The sequence below is a fragment of the Amycolatopsis sp. FBCC-B4732 genome (genome assembly GCF_023008405.1).
In the GTDB taxonomy this organism is placed as follows: Bacteria; Actinomycetota; Actinomycetes; order Mycobacteriales; family Pseudonocardiaceae; genus Amycolatopsis; species Amycolatopsis pretoriensis_A.
Genome location: NZ_CP095376.1, coordinates 4453176 through 4472807 on the forward strand (window position 1 = coordinate 4453176; position 19632 = coordinate 4472807).

Annotated in this window: 16 protein-coding genes; 13 read left to right on the plus strand and 3 right to left on the minus strand. The window is 71.1% G+C overall.

Features of this window, described 5'->3' with window-relative positions; all coding sequences use genetic code 11:
• Window positions 1-11: 11 nt before the first annotated feature.
• Window positions 12-629 carry a TetR/AcrR family transcriptional regulator gene (locus tag MUY14_RS19470; RefSeq protein WP_247024431.1) on the minus strand — a complete coding sequence of 206 codons (618 nt, stop codon included), beginning with the start codon at window positions 627-629 and terminating at the stop codon, window positions 12-14.
• A 116-nt stretch (window positions 630-745) separates the two neighbouring features.
• On the opposite strand from MUY14_RS19470, the gene MUY14_RS19475 reads away from it, so the two are divergent.
• The 5 genes from MUY14_RS19475 to MUY14_RS19495 all read left to right on the plus strand — a co-directional run bounded on the left by MUY14_RS19475 (window position 746) and on the right by MUY14_RS19495 (window position 5940).
• Entirely contained in the window at window positions 746-2299 is a 1554-nt protein-coding gene (locus MUY14_RS19475) for a long-chain fatty acid--CoA ligase (protein ID WP_247024432.1), read from the plus strand.
• Window positions 2296-3288, plus strand: a complete 993-nt coding sequence (locus MUY14_RS19480; protein ID WP_247024433.1) for an LLM class flavin-dependent oxidoreductase — start codon at window positions 2296-2298, stop codon at window positions 3286-3288. The genes MUY14_RS19475 and MUY14_RS19480 overlap by 4 nt, the downstream gene beginning before the upstream one ends.
• An 11-nt stretch (window positions 3289-3299) precedes the next feature.
• Complete coding sequence (locus MUY14_RS19485) at window positions 3300-4055, plus strand: SDR family NAD(P)-dependent oxidoreductase (protein ID WP_247024434.1); 756 nt, start codon at window positions 3300-3302, stop codon at window positions 4053-4055.
• Between the two features lie 561 nt (window positions 4056-4616).
• The gene (locus MUY14_RS19490) at window positions 4617-5375 is read left to right on the plus strand and encodes a choice-of-anchor P family protein (protein ID WP_247024435.1); all 759 of its coding nucleotides are present in this window, start codon (window positions 4617-4619) and stop codon (window positions 5373-5375) included.
• A gap of 4 nt (window positions 5376-5379) precedes the next feature.
• Window positions 5380-5940: a class F sortase gene (locus tag MUY14_RS19495; protein WP_247024436.1), complete on the plus strand. Its 561-nt coding sequence runs from the start codon at window positions 5380-5382 to the stop codon at window positions 5938-5940.
• A gap of 3 nt (window positions 5941-5943) precedes the next feature.
• Here MUY14_RS19495 and MUY14_RS19500 read toward each other — a convergent pair whose 3' ends face one another.
• Complete coding sequence (locus MUY14_RS19500; RefSeq protein WP_247024437.1) at window positions 5944-7161, minus strand: oxygenase MpaB family protein; 1218 nt, start codon at window positions 7159-7161, stop codon at window positions 5944-5946.
• A gap of 113 nt (window positions 7162-7274) precedes the next feature.
• Between MUY14_RS19500 and MUY14_RS19505 the strand changes: the two genes are divergently transcribed.
• The 7 genes from MUY14_RS19505 (at window position 7275) to MUY14_RS19535 (ending at window position 18222) form a co-directional block, all read left to right on the plus strand.
• A complete protein-coding gene (locus tag MUY14_RS19505) occupies window positions 7275-7946 on the plus strand; it encodes a TetR/AcrR family transcriptional regulator (protein ID WP_247024438.1) in 672 nt (223 codons plus the stop codon).
• Between the two features lie 68 nt (window positions 7947-8014).
• Window positions 8015-9121 (plus strand): acyl-CoA dehydrogenase family protein, encoded by a 1107-nt coding sequence (locus tag MUY14_RS19510; protein WP_247024439.1) that lies wholly within the window; start codon window positions 8015-8017, stop codon window positions 9119-9121.
• A 132-nt stretch (window positions 9122-9253) separates the two neighbouring features.
• A complete protein-coding gene (locus MUY14_RS19515; protein WP_315863289.1) occupies window positions 9254-10669 on the plus strand; it encodes an MFS transporter in 1416 nt (471 codons plus the stop codon).
• Between the two features lie 1051 nt (window positions 10670-11720).
• Window positions 11721-14996: a formate dehydrogenase gene (gene fdh / locus MUY14_RS19520; protein ID WP_247024441.1), complete on the plus strand. Its 3276-nt coding sequence runs from the start codon at window positions 11721-11723 to the stop codon at window positions 14994-14996.
• Entirely contained in the window at window positions 14993-15907 is a 915-nt protein-coding gene (locus MUY14_RS19525) for a 4Fe-4S dicluster domain-containing protein (RefSeq protein WP_247024442.1), read from the plus strand. Before fdh ends, MUY14_RS19525 begins: the two co-directional genes overlap by 4 nt.
• Window positions 15904-16863 carry an NrfD/PsrC family molybdoenzyme membrane anchor subunit gene (nrfD, locus tag MUY14_RS19530; RefSeq protein WP_247024443.1) on the plus strand — a complete coding sequence of 320 codons (960 nt, stop codon included), beginning with the start codon at window positions 15904-15906 and terminating at the stop codon, window positions 16861-16863. The genes MUY14_RS19525 and nrfD overlap by 4 nt, the downstream gene beginning before the upstream one ends.
• Before the next feature lie 372 nt (window positions 16864-17235).
• Window positions 17236-18222 carry a LacI family DNA-binding transcriptional regulator gene (locus MUY14_RS19535; protein ID WP_247024444.1) on the plus strand — a complete coding sequence of 329 codons (987 nt, stop codon included), beginning with the start codon at window positions 17236-17238 and terminating at the stop codon, window positions 18220-18222.
• A 3-nt stretch (window positions 18223-18225) separates the two neighbouring features.
• Here the strand turns inward: MUY14_RS19535 and MUY14_RS19540 are convergent, their stop codons facing one another.
• Entirely contained in the window at window positions 18226-18513 is a 288-nt protein-coding gene (locus MUY14_RS19540; protein WP_247024445.1) for a winged helix-turn-helix domain-containing protein, read from the minus strand.
• A gap of 184 nt (window positions 18514-18697) precedes the next feature.
• Here MUY14_RS19540 and MUY14_RS19545 point away from each other — a divergent pair, with 184 nt between their 5' ends.
• Window positions 18698-19612, plus strand: a complete 915-nt coding sequence (locus tag MUY14_RS19545; protein WP_247024446.1) for a TerC family protein — start codon at window positions 18698-18700, stop codon at window positions 19610-19612.
• Window positions 19613-19632 lie beyond the last annotated feature (20 nt).

Genomic DNA, 19632 nt, shown 5'->3' on the forward strand with positions numbered 1-19632 from the left:
AAGGCAAGTCCCTATCCGGCCAAGCGGGGGAACAGCTCGCGGACCGCGCGCCGGAAGTCGTCGAGGGCCGTGTCCCGTCCTGACAGGTGGCCCAGCAGTGCCTGCTGGAACAACCCGTCGAACAGCGCGTACGCCTGGGGCGGCGAACAGTTCGGCTCCGCGCCGGCCAGGTCGGCGTACGCGGCGACGTTGCGCCAGATCATGTCCTGCAGGCCCTCGTCGATCTCCGCGACGTCGGCGCGGAACGCTTCTTCGAACATCGACTGCGTGCGCAGGTCGTACCAGAGGCGGTGCATGAGCGGGGCCTCTTCGAGCGCCGCCGCCAGCCCGTCGGCGCACGCCGCGGCGAGGTCGGAGGGCGTGTCGGCCGAGCCGACTCCGCCTTCGTAGCGCTGCACGCACGCCTCCTTGTAGCGGCGCACGCAGTACGTGATCAGCTCGACCTTGTCGTCGAAGTAGTAGTGCAGCAGCCCGTGGGAGAACTTCGTGTGCTCCGCGATCGTGCGCAGGCTGGTGCGGGCGTAGCCGAGGTCGGCGAGGGCGAGCAGGGCCGCGTCGGCGAGTTCGCGGCGGCGGTCCTCGAACTTGTCGACCTTGGTCCGGCGCCGCACGGCGGGTGGGCTGGTCACCGGCCGAAGATACCATCGAGCAATTCTCTGACCAATCGTCCAAGAAAATCTTGACATTCGTCCAAACGGCGGCCATGGTCGTGTCCAGCGACCGACGCGGCTCGGGAGGGACGACGATGTCTCTGTACTTCTACCTGGAAAAAGGCGCCTCCCTGGACCCGGACGCGCCCTGCCTGACCCTCGACGGGAACTCCCTGTCCTACGGCCAAGTGGTCGAGTTCGCGAACGCCGTCGCCCGCGCTCTGCGACGCTGCGGCGTCCGGCCCGGCGACAAGGTCGGCATCCTCTCGGCCAACGACCCGACCGCGTTCTCCTGCGTCTTCGGCATCGCCCGCGCGGGTGCCGTCTGGTGCCCGATCAACCCCCGCAACGCCGCCGGCGAGAACGCCGAGCTCCTCGACCTGTTCGACTGCGCGACCCTGATCTTCCAGCCCGGTTTCGAAGACCTGGTCCGCCGGATCGCCCCGGAACTCCCGAAGCTGACCACGCTCGTCCGCCTCGGCGACGGCGACGACTTCGCGCCCGGCTTCGCGGACTGGCTCGACGCCGCCCGGGACGACCCGCCGGCCGAAGCCGCGCAACCCGGGGACGTCGTCGCCCTCGTCGGCACCGGCGGCACGACCGGGCGGCCCAAAGGCGTCATGCTCACCGGCCGCAACCTCGAGGCGATGTCGGCGATCACGCTGATGAGCTACCCGTTCGACGGCCGCCCGGTCTACCTGGCCCTGGCCCCGCTGACCCACGCGGCCGGCGTGCTCTGCTTCCCGATCCTCGCCCGCGGCGGCGAAGTCGTGATCATGGCCGAGCCCGACGTCGGCCGCTTCCTGGAGCTGATCGAACGCCACCGCGTCACCCACACGTTCCTGCCGCCGACGCTGATCTACATGGTGCTCGGTCACGAGGCGCTCGATCGCAGGGACCTGTCGTCCCTGCAGTGCTTCTGGTACGGCGCGGCCCCGATGTCGACGGCCCGGCTCACCGAAGCCCTCGACCGCATCGGGCCGATGGCCCAGCTCTTCGGCCAGTCCGAGGCGCCGATGATGATCTCGACGATGTCCCCCGCGGAGCACCGGCGTCCCGACGGCACCGTCCACACGGGACGTCTGTCGTCGGCGGGCCGGCCCTCGCCGCTGGTCACCGTCGCCATTCTCGACGACGACGGAGCAGCCGTCCCGCACGGGGAACGCGGGGAGATTTGCGTCCGCGGCTCGCTCGTCATGGCCGGCTACTACCGCAACCCCGAGGCGACCGCGGAGGCGTCCGCGCACGGCTGGCACCACACCGGCGACATCGGCTTCCTCGACGACGAGGGCTTCCTCCACATCGTCGACCGCGCCAAGGACATGGTCATCACCGGCGGCTTCAACGTCTACTCCGCCGAGGTCGAGCAGGCCGTGATGGCCCACGCCGCCGTCCGCGACTGCGCCGTGATCGGGCTGCCCGACGACAAGTGGGGCGAGCGCGTCACCGCCGTCGTCCAGCTCCAGCCGGGCGCCGAGCTCGACACCGGCGAGCTGATCGCCTTCGTCAAGGACCGCATCGGCAGCGTCAAGGCGCCGAAGCAGATCGAGATCTGGCCGGAGCTGCCGCGCTCCACCGTCGGCAAGGTGCTGAAAGCCGACATCCGCTCCACCTTCACCGAACGCAGCAAGGAGGCTGTCCGACCATGAAACTCGCGCTCTACCTGCCGAACTTCCGGGACAAGGTGACCGTCCGGGAGCTCGAAGACCTCACCGCACTCGCCGAAGACCTCGACTTCGACTCCGTCTGGACGCTCGACCGGATCATCGTCCCGGAAACGTCGGACAGCGAAGAGATGCAGTACGCCTTCGGCATGATCGAGGGGTTCCCCAAGGGCCTGCCGGTGAGCTCGCGGGGCGAGTTCCTCCAGGGCATGCCGCTCATCCCGTGGCTGGCGGCGAAGACGTCGAAGGTGCGGATCGGCATGAGCATCATCGACACGCCCTACCGCTCGCCCGGCGTCCTCGCCGCGGAGCTGGCCACCATCGACCACCTCGCGGGCGGCCGGCTCAACGTCGCCGTCGGCTCCGGCTGGATGCCCGAGGAGTTCGCCGCCGCGAGCGCGTCGCACATCTTCCCCAAACGGCACAAGCACGTCCGCGAGACCCTCGAGATCATGCAGGGCATCTGGACCAACGACCTGTTCGAATACCACGGCGAGTTCGCCGACTTCGACCGCAGCGGGTTCGGCGCCAAGCCGGTCCAGAAGCCGCACCCGCCGATCTTCTTCAGCGGGCTCAAGGACGCGAAGCGCTCGGCCGCGCGCATCGCTAAGTACAACCTGGCCGGCTGGATCGGCATCCAGGACTCGCCCGAAGACATCGCGCGGTGGCGCTCCGAGATCCAGCGCGAGCTCCAGGAACTCGACACCCCGCGCTCGGTCGACGACCTCGAGATCTCCAGCATGATCTGGTTCGTCATCACCGACGAGGACGTGGACCAGTCGCCGATGGGCAAGGGCACGAACCTGCTCGTCGGCTCGGCGAAGCAGATCACCGACCAGCTGAAGCGGTACCGGGAAGCCGGGCTCACCATGCCGTTCCTGTGGCCGCCCTTCCAGGACGTGCCGGTGGCGAAGACGCTGGACGACATGAAGCGCCTGAAGGAAGAAATCCTGCCCCAGATCGACGCGATGTGAAGGGAACCAGCATGTCCGAACTCGAGGGAAAGCGCGTCTTCGTGACCGGCTCCGGCGCCGGCATCGGCAAGGCGATCGCGGCGCTGTTCACCGAACGCGGCGCGAAGGTCGTGGTCAGCGACCGAGATGCGGACGCGGCCAAGCAGGCGGCCGAGGAGATCGGCGCCGCCGGCGTCGCGAACTGCGACGTCACGGACGAGGGCCAGGTCCAGTCGGCCATCCAGCAGGCGGTCGACCTCCTCGGCGGCCTCGACGTCCTCGTCAACAACGCCGGGATCGAGGTGTCGTCGCCGCTGCTGCAGCAGTCGACGGAGAGCTTCGACAAGATCTTCGCGGTCAACGTGCGCGGCACGTTCGTGGCGATGAAGGCGGCGACCCCGCACCTGGTGGAGTCGAAGGGGAACATCGTCAACATCGCGTCGATCGCCGGCATCGGCGGCAGCCCGCTGCTCGGGTCCTACTGCGCGACGAAGGCGGCGGTCATCCAGCTCACGCGCGTGGCCGCGGTGGAGATGCGCCCGGCGGGCATCCGGGTCAACGCGGTCTGCCCGGGCTTCGCCGACACCGCGATGGTCGAGCGGCTCGTCCCCGACTTCGAGGCCGCGACCCAGGTCCCCTTCCGCGACCTCGTCGCGGCGAAGCAGGGCCGGCTCGGCACCCCGCAGGACATCGCGGAGGTGGCGGCGTTCCTCGCCTCCGACCGCGCGACCTGGATCACCGGCAGCCACTACGTCCTCGACGGCGGGCTGACCGCGTCGCTCGTGTGACGCCCCGGCCGGCGGGTCCACGACCCGCCGGCCGTCGATCCGGCTGGGTCCCGGCGACGCTGTGCGCTGGACCGGCGGCCGTTCCCAGGCCGGCACTTGGCCCCCGCGTCAGGCCGGCCGCCACCGCCACGGTGCGGTGCTGTGGGCCGGCGGCAGCAGTACTCAGCGCCGACGGCACCACGTGCACGTCCTGCGCCGCCGCCGTGGAACTCCGTTCCGCGCCCGGCGCCGGGATCGTGGCGGTCACATCACTCTCCGTACCCGCGAGCACTCGTCCAGGTAATCACTCATCCGTGTCGAATCCCGTCGTGCATCGCCTCGAATGTCGCAATGCGCGCTACCGCCCGTCCACAAACCGGGAAATACCTCCGGAGAAATCCACCACGACAAGGTGGCCGCGCAGCCGGTGATCACTTTTCGCGCATTGGCGCGACTGCCAGCACTCGACGAAATCCTTGCCCCATGTAGCGATTTTGATAGCGTGGCCGGGCTTCCCCCGCGGACCGAACTCCGACCGGTGCCGCGTCCCCACGTTTTCCGTTGCGGTGAAAGGATTTCTTCATGCGCACCACCCTGCTCCGAGCCGGGAGCCTGGCCGGGGTGACGGCTGCCCTCCTCGCCGCCTCCGCCGGTGTTTCCGACGCCGACGACGCCGTCGCCGGGTCCGCTTTCGGGGCCTCCGCCACGGTTTCCGTGCTGCCCGGCGTGCTCACCGACAGCAAGGGGATCACCGTCGAAACCGGGCAGCTCGCCGCGTCGAGCAGCACCGGTCCGGCTTCGGCGAGCGTCGCCGACGTTCCGCTCAAGGGCCTCGTCACGGCGAAGGCGATCAGCAGCTCCGTCGTGGACGGCGCCGGGACCGTGGCCGCGAAGGCGAGCGTCGCCGAGGCGACCCTGCCGCTGCTCGCGCCGGTCGCCGGGCGGGTGCCGTCGATCCGGCTGATCAGCGCGCGGTGCGCGTCCGCCGACGGGCACGTCACCGGCAGCAGCGACCTCGCCGGGGTAAACCTCGGGCGGCTCGGCACGCTGCCCGCCACCACCGGGCCGAACCAGCGGCTCGGGATCCCCGGCGTGGCCGAGGTGATCGTCAACGAGCAGCTCCAGCGCTACGACGGCAGCCTCGAAGTCACCGCGCTGCACGTCAAGCTCCTCGACGGCGACGCGAAGAAGCTCGGCAGCGGCGACATCAAGCTCGCGTCGGTCACCTGCGGCCCGTCGAAGGAGCACGCGCCCCAGGCGCCGCCGCGGCCGGGGCAGGTCGTCGTCGTGCCCGCCGGTGCCCCGCAGACCGGTGACGGCAGCCTCGCCGCGGAGGGCTGAGCCGATGCCCCGCCGCGCCCTGCTGATCGGCCTCCTATCCGTGCTGCTGGCGGGATGCGGGGCCCAGGCGACCCCCGCCGCTCCCCCGGCCGCGGCCCCCGCCACCACGGTCGTGCGGTCGCTGCCGACCGCGCTCGACGTGCCGGCCATCGGCGCGAAGTCGTCGCTGGTGTCGCTCGGGCTCAACCCGGACCGGACCGTCGAGGTGCCGCCGGTCGACCAGCCGCTGCAGGCCGGCTGGTACGAATACGGCCCCACGCCGGGCGAGGCCGGGCCGGCGGTCATCCTCGGGCACATCGACGGCGGCCACCGGAAGGGCATCTTCTGGCGGCTGCACGAACTCAAGCCGGGCGAAGAGGTGCACGTCGACCGGGAAGACGGCGGACGACTGACCTTCACGGTGACGAAGGTCGAGCAGATCGCCAAGAAGGAGTTCCCGACCGAGGCCGTCTACGGCGACACGACCGACCCGGAGCTACGCCTCATCACCTGCGGCGGCCGCTACGACGCGGCGAGCCGCAACTACCTCGACAACGTCATCGTGTACGCGAAGCTCGTGCGCTGAGCGTCACGACGGCCGGTTGCCCGTCGGGATCTCGATGCTGATCGGCCGGGCCTCCGAGAGGAACAGCAGCGCCGCCTGGCGGAGGAACTCGTCGAAGGTCCAGTAGGCCGCCGGGGCCAGCGGGAACGGCAGCAGTCCTTCCCGGACGGCGATGAACGGGCCCCACGCGGTGCGCAGCAGCGGGTCCCAGACCGGCTCGCGCGGGATGCGCAGCCAACCGGCGATCTGATCGCCGAGCATGAACCGGGTCATCGCGCCGAGGACGTGCGTGCTGAGGATGCCGCCGTCGACCGACGAGCCGAGGCCGAGCAGGATGCCGGCCAGCTCGATGCCCTCGTCGGTCGGCGCGAGCACCGGCGTCAGCACCTGATCGGCCTGGGCGTCGGCCTCGGCCCAGGACGCCGGGATGTACTCGTCCTCGATGCCGAGCAGGTGCGCGGTGAGCTGCCAGGAGTGCAGGAACCCCTCGGACTCCGCCCGCGGGATCGGTACCTCCCACGACGTCAGCTTCTTCATGACGGTGGTGGGCAGGCTGTGCCAGGTGACCATCATGTCCCGCTGGCTGATCGGGATCGTCTGGTCGGATCCCTGCTGCCACTGCGGGGACTGCGGCAGGAGGTGGCGCACGGCGGCGTGCACCAGGCGCGTCTTGACGCACGTCACGATCATCTCGCCGTCGGCGTCGAAAGCGTTGCGGGTCATGACGTCGTAACCGAGCTTGGCGGTCTTGGAGATGCGGTCCTTCATGGCCGCGCCGCCCTTGGAGTGGTAGACCGCGCGGGCTTCGTGCGGGATCACCGTGCTGACCATCCCGCTCGCGAGGCCGTAGAGCAGCCCGAGGTAGAGCCCGCGCTTTTCGGTGAACCGGAACGAATTCGCGAGCTTGCCCGAGTCGGCCCAGGCCGGCAGCCGCCGGGCCCGCTCGACGAAGTCCCGCACGTCCGCGGGGAGGCCGTCGGGCAGCGGCTGGCCGTTCTTCCGCCAGGTCCGCAGCAGTTCGTTGACGCGCGGCACGTCACCGCGGTCGATGACGGCGGCGAGCAGCGGGTCGGCTTCGGTGTCCCACACCCACCGGGGATCCGCGCCCGCCCCGGTGCCGGCGACCGACGCCTCCGCCGGCCACGTCCACAACGACGGCGACGCCACCGTCACCGCGCCCAGGATGCCCAGCGTCCCCCCGCGTTTCATCGCGAGCCGCCGGCTGACTTCGTCCTTGGCCATCGCTACTCCTCCGGAGCCGAGATCGACGATGATACTCTGATACGCGACTTGCCTCCTTGTATCAGACCACGGCCTTCCCGAGGTCACAAGCCCCGGAGTGGCAGGATCGGGAGGTGGCTTCGGAACCCGCGGTATCGCCGTTCACGTCCGCACCCGGCGCGGAATCGCTGCTGGAGCGCGCCTACGTCGACGCGCTCCAGCGGGTCGACGACGCCGACGAGGTCCGCGTCCGCGTGCTCGACGCCGCCTTCGAGCAGTTCTGCCGGATGGGCGTCCAGCGCTCCACGATGGAGGACGTCGCCAAGCGCGCCGGGCTGTCCCGCATCACCGTCTACCGGCGGTTCGCCACGAAGGACACGCTCGTCGAGCACGTCGTGCGCCGCGAGTACCGCCGCTACTTCGACCGCTTCCTGACCGAGATCAAGCAGGCCGAGACCGTCGCCGACCGGGTCGTGCTCGGCTTCGTGAGCTCGCTGCGCGCGATCCGCGGCAACCCGCTGATCGGCGGGCTGATCGCGGCCGAACCAGGCATGCTGGCGTCGTCCATGATCACCGACGCCGGCCGGACGCTGGCCACCGTGCGGGAGTTCGTCGCCGGTCAGCTGCGGCGGGAGCAGCACGCCGGCACGGTGGCCGCCGGGCTCGACGTCGAGGTCGTGGCCGAGCTGATGGTCCGCGTGTCCGCCTCCTTCCTCGCCATCCCCAGCCGCGTCGTCGACCTCGACGACGACGAGCAGCTCGCGGCGCTGGCCCGGCGCTACCTCGTGCCGATGCTCGAGGCTTGAGTTCCGGCGCTCGGAGATATAAAGATACGTAGGAAGTAATCTTGTATCTCCGGCCGCCGGGAGCCTTCGTGGACTTGACCACCGAACAGCGCGACTTCGTCTCCGCCGTCGACGACTTCTGCCGGCGCGAGGTGGGCGCCCGCGACACCGCGCACGACGACGCGCTCTACCGCAAGATGGCCGCGCTGGGCTGGCTCGGCATCAACGTCCCGCAGGAGTACGGCGGCGCCGGCCAGGGGATGCTGGACCTGGTGCTGTTCCTCGAAACGATCGCCTACCGGCAGGCGCCGATCGGCGGGTTCGCCACGTCGGTGATCACGGCCGCGTCGTACGCGAAGTTCGCGAGCGAAGAGCGCAAGCGGGAGGTGCTGGGCGACTTCCTGCGGGGCGAGGTGCTGGCCGTCTCGATGTCCGAACCCGGCGCGGGCTCCGACGTCGGCGCGCTGACGTGCAAGGCCGCCCGGCAGGACGGCGGCTGGGTCGTCGACGGCCAGAAGACGTGGTGCTCCAACGCCCACCTGGCCCGGCACATCCTGCTGGTCGCGCGCACCTCGGCCGACGGCGGCAAGCACGACGGGCTGACGATGTTCTCCGTCCCGGCCGGCGTCGACGGCCTGGCGATCCACGGCATCGACACGATGGGCGGCCGCGAGGTCAACGACCTGTACTTCACCGGGTGCGCGCTGCCCGGCGACGCGGTGGTCGGCGAGGTGGGCCAGGGCTGGCGGCAGCTGATGGCGGGGCTGAACCTCGAGCGGATGATCCTGGCCGCGCTGATGCTCGGCACCGCGCGCCGCGCGTTCGAGGACACCGTTTCGTACGTGCGCGAACGCCGTCAGTTCGGCCGGCCGGTCGGGTCGTTCCAGGCGTTGCGGCACCGCCTCGCCGACCACGCGACGGAACTGGAGTGCACCCGCCTGCTGGTCCACGACGTCGCCCGCAAGATCGACGCCTCGGGCGGGGAGCCGCTGCCGCGGGAGGCGTCGATGGCGAAGCTCAAGGCGACGGAGTTCGCGAAGGCGATGGCCCTCGACGGCATGCAGATGCTCGGCGGCTACGGCTACGCCACGGAGTACGGGATGGAACGCCTGGTCCGGTCCACCGTCGTGTCCACGGTGTACGGCGGGACGAGCGAGATCCAGCGGGACGTCATCGGGAAGACGTACGGCCTCTGAGACACCGTGTTTCGGTGGGGGCCGGCCCGGGGAAGACCTGCCGCGGGCCGGCTCTCGAGGAGGTCGTCCGGGGTGCGGACGTTGATCCCGGCGCGGATCGACCGGCTGCCCTGGTCGCGGTTCCACACCCGGATGGTCGTCGCGCTCGGGGTGGCGTGGATCCTCGACGGCCTCGAGATCACGGTGGCCGGCGCGGTCGCCGACACGCTGACGAGTCCCGAGACGCTGCACATGTCGTCGACGGCGGTCGGGCTCCTGGCGACGATCTACCTGGCCGGCGAGGTGGTCGGGGCGCTGTTCTTCGGCAGTCTTTCCGACAAGCTGGGCCGCCGGAACCTGTTCATGCTCACCCTCGCCGTCTACCTGGTCGGCAGCGGCCTGACCGCGCTGACCCTCGGCAACGGCGCGGGCTGGGTGGTCTTCCTGTACGCCACCCGGTTCGTCGCCGGCATGGGGATCGGCGGCGAGTACGCGGCGATCAACTCCGCCATCGACGAACTGATCCCGGCCCGCTACCGGGGCCGGGTCGACATCGCCGTCAACGGGACGTACTGGGCCGGCGCCGTGCTCGGGACGGTCGGCACGTACAGCCTGCTCAACCAGGTGGACCTGTCCCTCGGCTGGCGGCTCGGCTTCCTGATCGGCCCGGTGCTCGGGCTGGTGATCCTGCTGGTGCGCCGCCACCTGCCGGAAAGCCCGCGCTGGCAGATCATGCACGGCCGGGCCGAGGCCGCGGAGGAGTCGATCGCGCAGATCGAGCACGAGGTCGAGCACGCGGGCAAGGACCTGCCGCCGGTCGACGAGAAGAGGGCGATCGAGGTGACGCCGGCCGAGCAGATCGGCTACGTGGCGCTGGACAGGGTGCTGTTCCGCGAGTACCCGTCCCGGGCGGTGCTGGGCGCGTCGCTGATGATCAGCCAGTCGTTCCTGTACAACGCGATCTTCTTCACCTACACCCTGGTGCTGGGCAAGTTCTACGGCGTGTCCTCGGCGGCCACGCCGATTTACCTGATCGCGTTCGCGGTGGGCAACCTGGTCGGCCCGTTCACGATCGGCCACCTGTTCGACACCCTCGGCCGGCGCCGGATGATCTCGGGGACGTACGTCGTGTCGGGCGTACTGCTGGCCGTGACGGCGGTGCTGTTCTACGCGGGGGCGTTGAACGCGATCACGCAGACGATCGCGTGGTGCGTGATCTTCTTCTTCGCCTCGGCCGGCGCGAGCGCGGGGTATTTGACGGTGAGCGAGATCTTTCCCCTGGAGGTCCGTTCGAAGGCGATCACGGTGTTCTTCGCGATCGCGCAGTGTTTCGGCGCCTTGGGCCCGGTCATTTACGGCGCGCTCATCGGTGCCGGCGACCATCCGGTCCGGTTGTTCATCGGGTACCTGCTGGGCGCCGCGGTGATGGTGGCCGGCGGGGTGATCGCGCGGTTCCTGGCGGTGGATGCGGAGGGGAAGTCGCTGGAGGACGTCGCGCAGCCGCTGGCCGTGGCTGGACGGCGGGGACGGACCCGGGCGGAGGGGGCCTCGTCGCCGTTCTCGACTTGAGCGAGGTGTGTGGGGAGCGCGAGGTGTTCGCGCGGCGGTCGGCCGCGGTCGCACGCCCCCGGCCTTCGCTGATCCTGAACTCGGCAAGGCGTCTTGCCCACGCCAGCCAAACCGTCGCGGCCGCGGTCCGCGGCCCCTTGATGCGTGTGTCGTCGCCGATCCCGACCTGCGCGAGGTGCGTCTACAACGCGAGCAATCCGCGCAGGGCCGGCCGCAGTCGGTGTGTAGCGGTTCTCGACCTGAGCGAGGCGCATTGCCCAGCGCGAGCAATTCACGCGGCGGCCGACCCCGACATCCGGCCTCGGCGCAGCGTGTCGCCCACACGAGCAATCCGCGCGGCTATCGGCTGCGGTCGCACGCCCCCGGCCCTCGCCGATCCTGAACACGGCAAGGCGTCTTGCCCACGCCAGCCAAACCGTCGCGAGCAATCCGCGCAGGGCCGGCCGCAGTCGGTGTGTAGCGGTTCTCGACCTGAGCGAGGCGCATTGCCCAGCGCGAGCAATTCACGCGGCGGCCGACCCCGACATCCGGCCTCGGCGCAGCGTGTCGCCCACACGAGCAATCCGCGCGGCTATCGGCTGCGGTCGCACGCCCCCGGCCCTCGCCGATCCTGAACACGGCAAGGCGTCTTGCCCACGCCAGCCAAACCGTCGCGAGCAATCCGCGCAGGGCCGGCCGCAGTCGGTGTGTAGCGGTTCTCGACCTGAGCGAGGCGCATTGCCCAGCGCGAGCAATTCACGCGGCGGCCGACCCCGACATCCGGCCTCGGCGCAGCGTGTCGCCCACACCGGCAATCCGCGCGGCGGCCGGTCGCGGCCTCGCCGACCCGGACCTGAGCGAGTGCCCACCCACACGGGCTCCGCGGCCGTCGAGCCCCGCCCCCGCACTCCGCGCGAAAGCGGCGTTCCCGGCTCGAACAAACGTCGCGAATGACTCATTCAGGACCACCGACGTCATTCGCGGCATCGGTCCGGTCGCCGACCCGGCCGAGCCGGTTTACGCTCGGCAGGCGCCGGGTAAACCGCGCGCAGCGCACGGCCAGGGAGGTGACATGGGACCACGGCAATGGCTCGAATCCTGGCCCGTGTACCGCCAGCTCACCGGCACCGATCCGCTCGGCCGGGGCAAGGCCGCCGAGTCCGCGCGGTCCGAAGCGCTCGCCCCGCGCACCGCGAACGCCGATCGGGTGGCCAAGTCCGTCTGTCCCTACTGCGCCGTCGGGTGCGGGCAACAGGTCTTCGTCAAGGACGAAAAAGTCGTCCAGATCGAAGGCGACCCCGACAGCCCCATCTCGCGGGGGCGGCTCTGCCCGAAGGGGTCGGCCAGCAAGCAGCTGGTCACCGGGCCGCAGCGGGAACAAAAGGTCCGATACCGCGCGCCCTACGCCACCGAGTGGACCGATCTCGACCTCGACACCGCGCTCGACATGGTCGCCGACCGGGTGCTCGATGCCCGGCGCAAGGGCTGGCAGGACACCGACGAACACGGGGCGCCGCTGCGGCGGACCATGGGCATCGCCAGTCTCGGCGGCGCCACCCTCGACAACGAAGAGAACTACCTGATCAAGAAGCTCTTCACCGCACTCGGCGCGATCCAGATCGAAAACCAGGCGCGTATTTGACACTCCGCCACCGTTCCCGGTCTGGGGACTTCCTTCGGTCGCGGTGGCGCGACGGACTACCAGCAGAACCTGCAGAACGCCGACTGCGTCGTCATCATGGGCTCGAACATGGCCGAGGCGCACCCGGTGGGGTTCCAGTGGGTGATGGAAGCGAAAGCCCGCGGTGCCCAGGTGCTGCACATCGATCCGCGCTTCACGCGGACGAGCGCGCTCGCCGACGCCCACGTGCCGTTGCGGGCGGGGACGGACATCGCCTTCCTCGGCGGCGTCATCAACCACATCCTGAGCAACGACCTGGACTTCCGCGAGTACGTCGTCGCCTACACCAACGCCTCCTTCCTGGTGCACGAGGACTACCGGGACACCGAAGACCTCGACGGCCTCTTCAGCGGCTACGACGAAGCCAAAGCCGCCTACGACCCGGCGACCTGGCGCTACGAGAGCATCCGGCCGCGGGACACCGGGCACGGGAAGGAGACGTCGGCGCCGGACCAGCACGGCTCCGGCGGGCCGGTGGTGGAAGGCGGCAGCGAGGAGATCGCCGCCGACCCGACGCTGCAGCACCCGCGGTGCGTGTTCCAGATCCTCAAGCGCCACTTCGCCCGCTACACCCCGGAAATGGTCGAAGCGACCTGCGGGACGCCGAAGGAGCTCTTCCGGCGGGTCTGCGACGCCTGGACGAGCAACTCCGGCCGCGAACGCACCGCCGCGCTCGTCTACAGCGTCGGCTGGACCCAGCACAGCGTCGGCGCGCAGTACATCCGCGCGGGCTCGATCATCCAGCTGCTGCTGGGCAACATCGGGCGGCCCGGCGGCGGCGTGTTCGCGCTGCGCGGGCACGCCAGCATCCAGGGCTCGACCGACATCCCGACGCTGTTCAACCTGCTGCCCGGCTACCTGCCGATGCCGACGCCCGAACAGCGCACGCTCGACGATTACCTCGAGAGCGTCACCGGTGACAAGCAGAAGGGCTTCTGGCGCAACGCCGACGCCTACACCGTGTCGCTGCTCAAAGAGTACTGGGGCGAAAAAGCCACCGCGGACAACGACTTCTGCTACGGCTACCTGCCGCGGATCAACGGTGACCACGGCACCTACCGCACGGTCATGGACATGGTCGACGGCAAGGTGTCCGGCTACTTCCTGCTCGGGCAGAACCCGGCCGTGGGGTCCGCGCACGGCCGGCTGCAGCGGCTCGGCATGGCCAACCTCGACTGGCTGGTCGTGCGCGACCTGACGATGATCGAGAGCGCCACCTTCTGGAAGGACGCTCCGGAGATCGAGACCGGCGAGATCACGCCGGAGACGTGCCGCACCGAGGTGTTCTTCTTCCCCGCTGCCTCGCACGTCGAGAAGGAAGGGACCTTCACCCAGACCCAGCGCATGCTGCAGTGGCGCGAAAAGGCCGTCGAACCGGCCGGGGACCAGCGTTCGGAGCTGTGGTTCTTCTACCACCTGGGCCGCAAGCTACGGGAACGGCTGGCCGGGTCCGCCGACGAGCGCGACCGGCCGCTGCTCGACCTCGCCTGGGACTACGCGGTGCACGGCGACGAGCCGTCGGCCGAGGACGTGCTGCGGCGGATCAACGGCCAGGACTTGACCACCGGCGAGGAACTCGGCGGCTACCTCGAGCTCAAGGCCGACGGCACCACCTCCAGCGGCTGCTGGATCTACTGCGGGGTCTACGCCGACGGCGTCAACCAGGCCGCGCGCCGCAAGTCCCGGTTCGAGCAGGACCACACCGCGCTCGAATGGGGCTGGGTCTGGCCGCTGAACCGGCGGGTGCTCTACAACCGCGCGTCGGCGGACCCGCAGGGCCGGCCGTGGAGCGAGCGCAAGGCGCTGGTGTGGTGGGACGCCGAGGCCGGCGAATGGACCGGGCACGACGTCCCCGACTTCGAGAAGACCAAGCCGCCCGGCCACGTCCCACCGCCCGGCGCGGTGGGCCCGGCCGCGCTGCGCGGCGACGACCCGTTCATCATGCAGGCCGACGGGAAGGCGTGGCTGTTCGCGCCGTCCGGGCTGGCCGACGGCCCGCTGCCGACGCACTACGAGCCGCACGAGTCGCCGTTCCGCAACCCCTTCTACGCCCAGCAGGGCAACCCGGCGCGGAAGGTCTACGGCCGCGGCGACAACCCGTCGAACCCGTCGCCGCCCGAGGCGCACGGCGAGGTGTTCCCGTTCGTCTTCACCGCCGCGCGGCTGACCGAGCACCACACCGCGGGCGGGATGAGCCGGACCCTGCCGTACCTGTCGGAGCTGCAGCCGGACCTGTTCGTCGAGGTCTCCCCCGAGCTGGCGGAGCTGCGCGGGCTGGTGCACCTGGGCTGGGCGCACGTCGTCACCTCGCGGGCGGCCGTCGAGGCGCGCGTCTTCGTGACCGACCGGCTGCGGCCGCTGCGGGTGCAGGACCGGGTCGTGCACCAGGTGTGGATGCCCTACCACTGGGGCGGCGCCGGCCTGGTGCCCGGCGACGTCGTGAACGACCTGTTCGGCGTCGTGCTGGACCCGAACGTGTTCATCCAGGAGAGCAAGGTCGCCACCTGCGACGTCCGGCCCGGCAAGCGGCCGCGCGGCGCCGCGCTCACCGCGTACCTCGCCGAATACCGGGAGCGCGCCGGGATCACGCCGGAAACGGGTACCCGGGTGTCGACGGCGCACGAGACCCGGCACGTCGAACCCGGCCACGAGGAGGACGCGACATGAGCATCGAGGACCGGTTGTCCGGCCCGCTGCCGGACGTCGCCGGGGAAGCCGGGCACGCCGGGCACCCGCCGCGCGTCGGGTTCTTCACCGACACGTCGGTGTGCATCGGCTGCAAGGCCTGCGAAGTGGCGTGCAAGGAGTGGAACGCCGTCCCCGAAGACGGGCTCGACCTGCTCGGGATGTCGTTCGACAACACCGGCGAGCTCGGCGCGAACACGTGGCGGCACGTGGCTTTCGTCGAGCAGCCGAGTCCGCCCAGCGCTCCCCCGCCGAACGCCCCCGAGGACCTCGGCATGCCGACGTTCGACCTGCCGGGCGCGGAGACCGGCGCCGACGGCCGGACCGACTTCCGCTGGCTGATGTCGTCGGACGTGTGCAAGCACTGCACCCACGCCGGCTGCCTCGACGTCTGCCCGACCGGCGCGCTGTTCCGCACCGAGTTCGGCACGGTCGTGGTGCAGCAGGACATCTGCAACGGCTGCGGCTACTGCGTTTCCGGCTGCCCGTACGGCGTGATCGACCGGCGGCCCGACGACGGGCGCGCGCAGAAGTGCACGCTCTGCTACGACCGGCTGCACGACGGCCTCGAACCGGCGTGCGCCAAGGCGTGCCCGACCGACTCCATCCAGTTCGGCGAGCTCGACGAGCTGCGCGAGCGGGCCGCCCACCGCGTCGAGCAGCTGCACGAACGCGGGGTCACCGAAGCCCGGCTCTACGGGCACGACCCGGCCGACGGGGTCGGCGGTGCCGGCGCGTTCTTCCTGCTGCTGGACGAACCCGAGGTCTACGGCCTGCCGCCGGACCCCGTGGTGCCGACCCGGGAACTGCCCGCGATGTGGAAGTACGCCGGGGTGGCGGCCTCGGCCCTGCTCGCCGCCGCCGTCGCCGCCTTCGGAGGACGCCGCCGATGAGTCCCCGCAAGTCCCGCCGCTCCCGCGAAGAGCTGATGGTGCCCGACGCCGAGTTCCGGTCCTACTACGGGCGGCCGGTGCTCAAACCGCCGGTGTGGGAGTGGAAGGTGCCGGCGTACCTGTTCACCGGCGGGCTCGCGGCGGGCACGTCGCTGCTGGCCGCCGGCGCCGACCTGACCGGGCGGCCGCGGCTGCGCCGGGTGGGCCGCACCGGGTCGATGGCGGCGCTGCTGGCCAGCGTCTACCTGCTGGTCGCCGACCTCGGCCGGCCCGAGCGGTTCCACCACATGCTGCGCGTCGCGAAACCGACGTCCCCGATGAGCGTGGGCACGTGGATCCTCAGCGCGTTCGGGCCCGGGATGGGGGTCGCGGCGGCCGCCGAGGTGCTGCCCGCCGGGCGGTGGCCGGGCAAGCTCGCGAGCGCGGTGGCCCGCCCGGCCGGGCTCGCGTCGGCGGTCATCGCCCCCGCCGTCGCGTCCTACACGGCGGTGCTGCTGTCCCAGACGGCGGTCCCGGCCTGGCACGAAGCCCACCCGCAGCTGCCGTTCGTCTTCACCGGCTCGGCGGCGGCGAGCTCCGGCGGCTTCGCGATGGTGCTGGTCCCGGTCGAGGAAGCGGGCCCGGCCCGCGCGCTGGCCGCGATGGGCGCGGTGACCGAGCTGGTGGCGTCGAAGGTGCTGGAACAGCGCCTCGGCCCGACAGCGGAGGCGTACACCACGGGCAAGGCGCACCGGCTGCGGAAGTGGTCCGAGCGGCTGACCGCGGCGGGCCTGCTGGGCACGCTCGTCGGCCACCGCAGCCGCGCGGTGTCGGTGGCCGCCGGCGCGGCGCTGTTCGCGGGGAGCGCGCTGCAGCGGTTCGGGGTGTTCGAGGCGGGCGTCGAGTCCACGAAGGACCCCAAGTACGTGGTCGTGCCCCAGCGCCGGCGCGCCGAAGCAGCCTCGTCCCGGCCATGACGCCGGCGATCACGGCGGCGAGGATCCCGGCGTAGCCCAACGTCCACCCGAGCCCGGCCGCGGCGATCAACCCCATCGCGGCGCCTTCCAGCCCCAGTACGCGGCCGTGGCCGGCGGCCGGGTGGTGGTCGGCGAGCAGGGCGGTCGCCGCGGTCATCACGGTCGGCGAGCACCGGAACCAGCGGCTGGGCGTGCGGTTCGGCGGCAACTCGAGGTCAACAGTCCACAGTGGAGCATGGCCGCCACGTCGCAGTGCGCGGGCCTGGGACCTTCCGGCGAACGCCGCTTGACCGGCGGTCCACCCCGCGATTATGGTCGGCGTCCCCGCTCAATGTTAGCGCTAACTCATGCGAGCCGAGAAGGTCACCGACGATGACGAATCCCCGCGGTGCGGTGACGATCACCGACGTCGCGAACGCGGCCGGGGTCTCGGCGAGCACGGTGTCGTACGTGATCACCGGCAAGCGGACGATCTCCCCGGCGACGCGGCGGCGGGTCGAGGAGACCATCCGGACCCTCGGCTACCGGCGCCGCACCGGCTCCCCCGCCCCGGTCCCGGCCCGGGCCGGCGTGCTCGCGGTCGCGGTCCCGGTGCCGGGCGAGGGCCACCTCGGCGTCGCGATGGAGTTCTTCGCCGCGGCCGCCGGTGCCGCCCGTGCGCACGGCTTCGACCTGCTCCTGGTCACCGACGACACGGGCACGGCGGGCCTGCACCGGGTGACGTCGGCCGCGCTGGCCGACGCGGTGCTCGTGCTGGACGCGGGCGACGACGACCCGCGCGTGCCCGTCCTGCTCGCCTCGGGCCGCCCGGCGGTGCTGGTCGGCCGGCAGCGCGGCCCGGCCGCCGTCCCCCTGGACTTCGCGCCGGCCGGCCGCGCCTGCGCCGCCCACCTCGCGGGCCTCGGCCACCGCTCGATCGCCCACCTCACCCCGGCGCCCCCGCACCGGATCGGCTACCTGACGGGCTTCCTCGAGGCCGCCGCCCACCGCCGGCTGGAAGCGCTTTCTCGGCCGTGCGCACCCGAAGACGTCCCCCGCTGCCTGGACGAGCTGCGCACCCACCACGGCCCGACCGCACTGGTCGTCCACGACGAAGCCGTGCTCCCGCCACTGCTGGCCGAGCTCCGGCGGCGCGGGCTGCGGGTGCCGGAAGACGTGTCGGTCGTGGCGGTCTGCTCCGCCACGACGGCTAACCACGGGTGGATCCGGCCCACGGCGGTGGTGGTCCCGGCCCGCGAACTCGGCGTGCTCGCGGTGGAACTGGCCGTGTGCCGGCTGGACGGCGTGCCCACGGCCGAGCCGGAGCCGGTGGCTCCCCCGCTCGTGCTCGGTGAAACCACCGGCCCGCCCGGGGGTTGAGGTTCAGCGGACCGGCTCGTCGAGGCCGAGCGCCGCGACCAGGTCGGCCACCCGGTGGTGGGCTTCCAGCGGGTGGCGCAGCCGGCCTTCCGGGTGGATCTTGTAGTGGTTGCGCCGGCCCACCCGCTCGCGCTCGAGGTAGCCCTCCTCGATCAGGTCGCGGAGGATGAGCTGAACCCCGCGTTCCGTGATGCCCACCCGGGTGGCGATGTCGTGCAGCGTCCGGTCGGGATCCGCGGCCACGCACAGCAGCACGTGCGCGTGGTTGCTCAGGAACGTCCACGAAGCCATACCGGCCACAGTAGACGTCCGAACTTGACAGACGAAGTGCAGTTCGTCATTCTGGAGGCACGGAGGGGAGTACCCGCCCGGTCCGGCATCGTCAGTCCGGCTGCCCGTGCGCAGTCCGGTGCCGGCGTCACACCACGTGTGACCGGGGAGACCTCTGGTTCGTCACCGAACCGGAGGAGTGTGCATGACCGTCCCCTTCTGGGCCTGGCTCGCCGTGCTCGGCGTCATCCTGGCGATGCTCGCCGTCGACCTGGCCGCCCACCGCCGCGCGCACGTGGTCGGCGTCCGCGAAGCCCTCGCCTGGTCCGGTGTCTGGGTCACGCTGGGGCTGGCGTTCGGCGCCGTCGTCTGGTGGGTCTGGGGCGCGGAGTTCGCGGGCCAGTACTTCGCCGGCTACGTCATCGAAAAGTCGCTGGCGGTCGACAACGTCTTCGTGTTCGCGATCATCTTCGGGTACTTCGCCGTCCCGCGCGAGCACCAGCACCGCATCCTGTTCTACGGCGTGCTCGGCGCGCTGGTGTTCCGCGCGGTGTTCATCGCGGCGGGCTCGGCGCTGATCGCGAGCTTCGCGTGGATCCTGTACGTCTTCGGCGCTTTCCTGGTGGTCACCGGCGTGCGGATGGCGCTGCACCGCGAGCAGGAGGTCGACTACGAACGCAACATCGTGCTGCGCGCGTTCCGCCGGATCGTCCCCACCACGGACCGGCGGCACGGCGCCCGGTTCCTGGTGCGCGAAGGCGGTCGCTGGGTGGCGACGCCGCTGCTCGCCGTCCTGGTCCTGATCGAGGTCGTCGACGTCGTCTTCGCGGTCGACTCGATCCCGGCGATCTTCGCGGTGACGCAGGAGCCGTTCCTCGTGTTCACGTCGAACGCCTTCGCGGTGCTCGGCCTGCGGGCGATGTACTTCCTGCTGGCCGACGTCATGCACCGGTTCGTGTACCTCAAGATCGGGCTGGCGCTGGTGCTGGTCTGGGTGGGCGTGAAGATGCTGCTGCTGGACGTCTGGAAGATCCCGACGGCGCTGTCGCTGGGCGTGGTGGCCGCGATCCTCGCCACGGCGGTGGGCGCCAGCCTGCTGCGGACCCGCTCTTCGGCGTAATTCGCTTGCCCCCTCCCGGG

Excerpts from the sequence above, each read along its gene's own strand:
- nrfD (WP_247024443.1), top strand. The coding sequence starts at position 15,904 with ATGAGTCCCCGCAAGTCCCGCCGCTCCCGCGAAGAGCTGATGGTGCCC.
- MUY14_RS19545 (WP_247024446.1), top strand. The coding sequence starts at position 18,698 with ATGACCGTCCCCTTCTGGGCCTGGCTCGCCGTGCTCGGCGTCATCCTG.
- MUY14_RS19540 (WP_247024445.1), bottom strand. The coding sequence starts at position 18,513 with ATGGCTTCGTGGACGTTCCTGAGCAACCACGCGCACGTGCTGCTGTGC.
- MUY14_RS19515 (WP_315863289.1), top strand. The coding sequence starts at position 9,254 with ATGGTCGTCGCGCTCGGGGTGGCGTGGATCCTCGACGGCCTCGAGATC.
- MUY14_RS19495 (WP_247024436.1), top strand. The coding sequence starts at position 5,380 with ATGCCCCGCCGCGCCCTGCTGATCGGCCTCCTATCCGTGCTGCTGGCG.
- MUY14_RS19535 (WP_247024444.1), top strand. The coding sequence starts at position 17,236 with ATGACGAATCCCCGCGGTGCGGTGACGATCACCGACGTCGCGAACGCG.
- MUY14_RS19475 (WP_247024432.1), top strand. The coding sequence starts at position 746 with ATGTCTCTGTACTTCTACCTGGAAAAAGGCGCCTCCCTGGACCCGGAC.
- MUY14_RS19525 (WP_247024442.1), top strand. The coding sequence starts at position 14,993 with ATGAGCATCGAGGACCGGTTGTCCGGCCCGCTGCCGGACGTCGCCGGG.
- MUY14_RS19480 (WP_247024433.1), top strand. The coding sequence starts at position 2,296 with ATGAAACTCGCGCTCTACCTGCCGAACTTCCGGGACAAGGTGACCGTC.
- MUY14_RS19500 (WP_247024437.1), bottom strand. The coding sequence starts at position 7,161 with ATGGCCAAGGACGAAGTCAGCCGGCGGCTCGCGATGAAACGCGGGGGG.
- MUY14_RS19490 (WP_247024435.1), top strand. The coding sequence starts at position 4,617 with ATGCGCACCACCCTGCTCCGAGCCGGGAGCCTGGCCGGGGTGACGGCT.
- MUY14_RS19485 (WP_247024434.1), top strand. The coding sequence starts at position 3,300 with ATGTCCGAACTCGAGGGAAAGCGCGTCTTCGTGACCGGCTCCGGCGCC.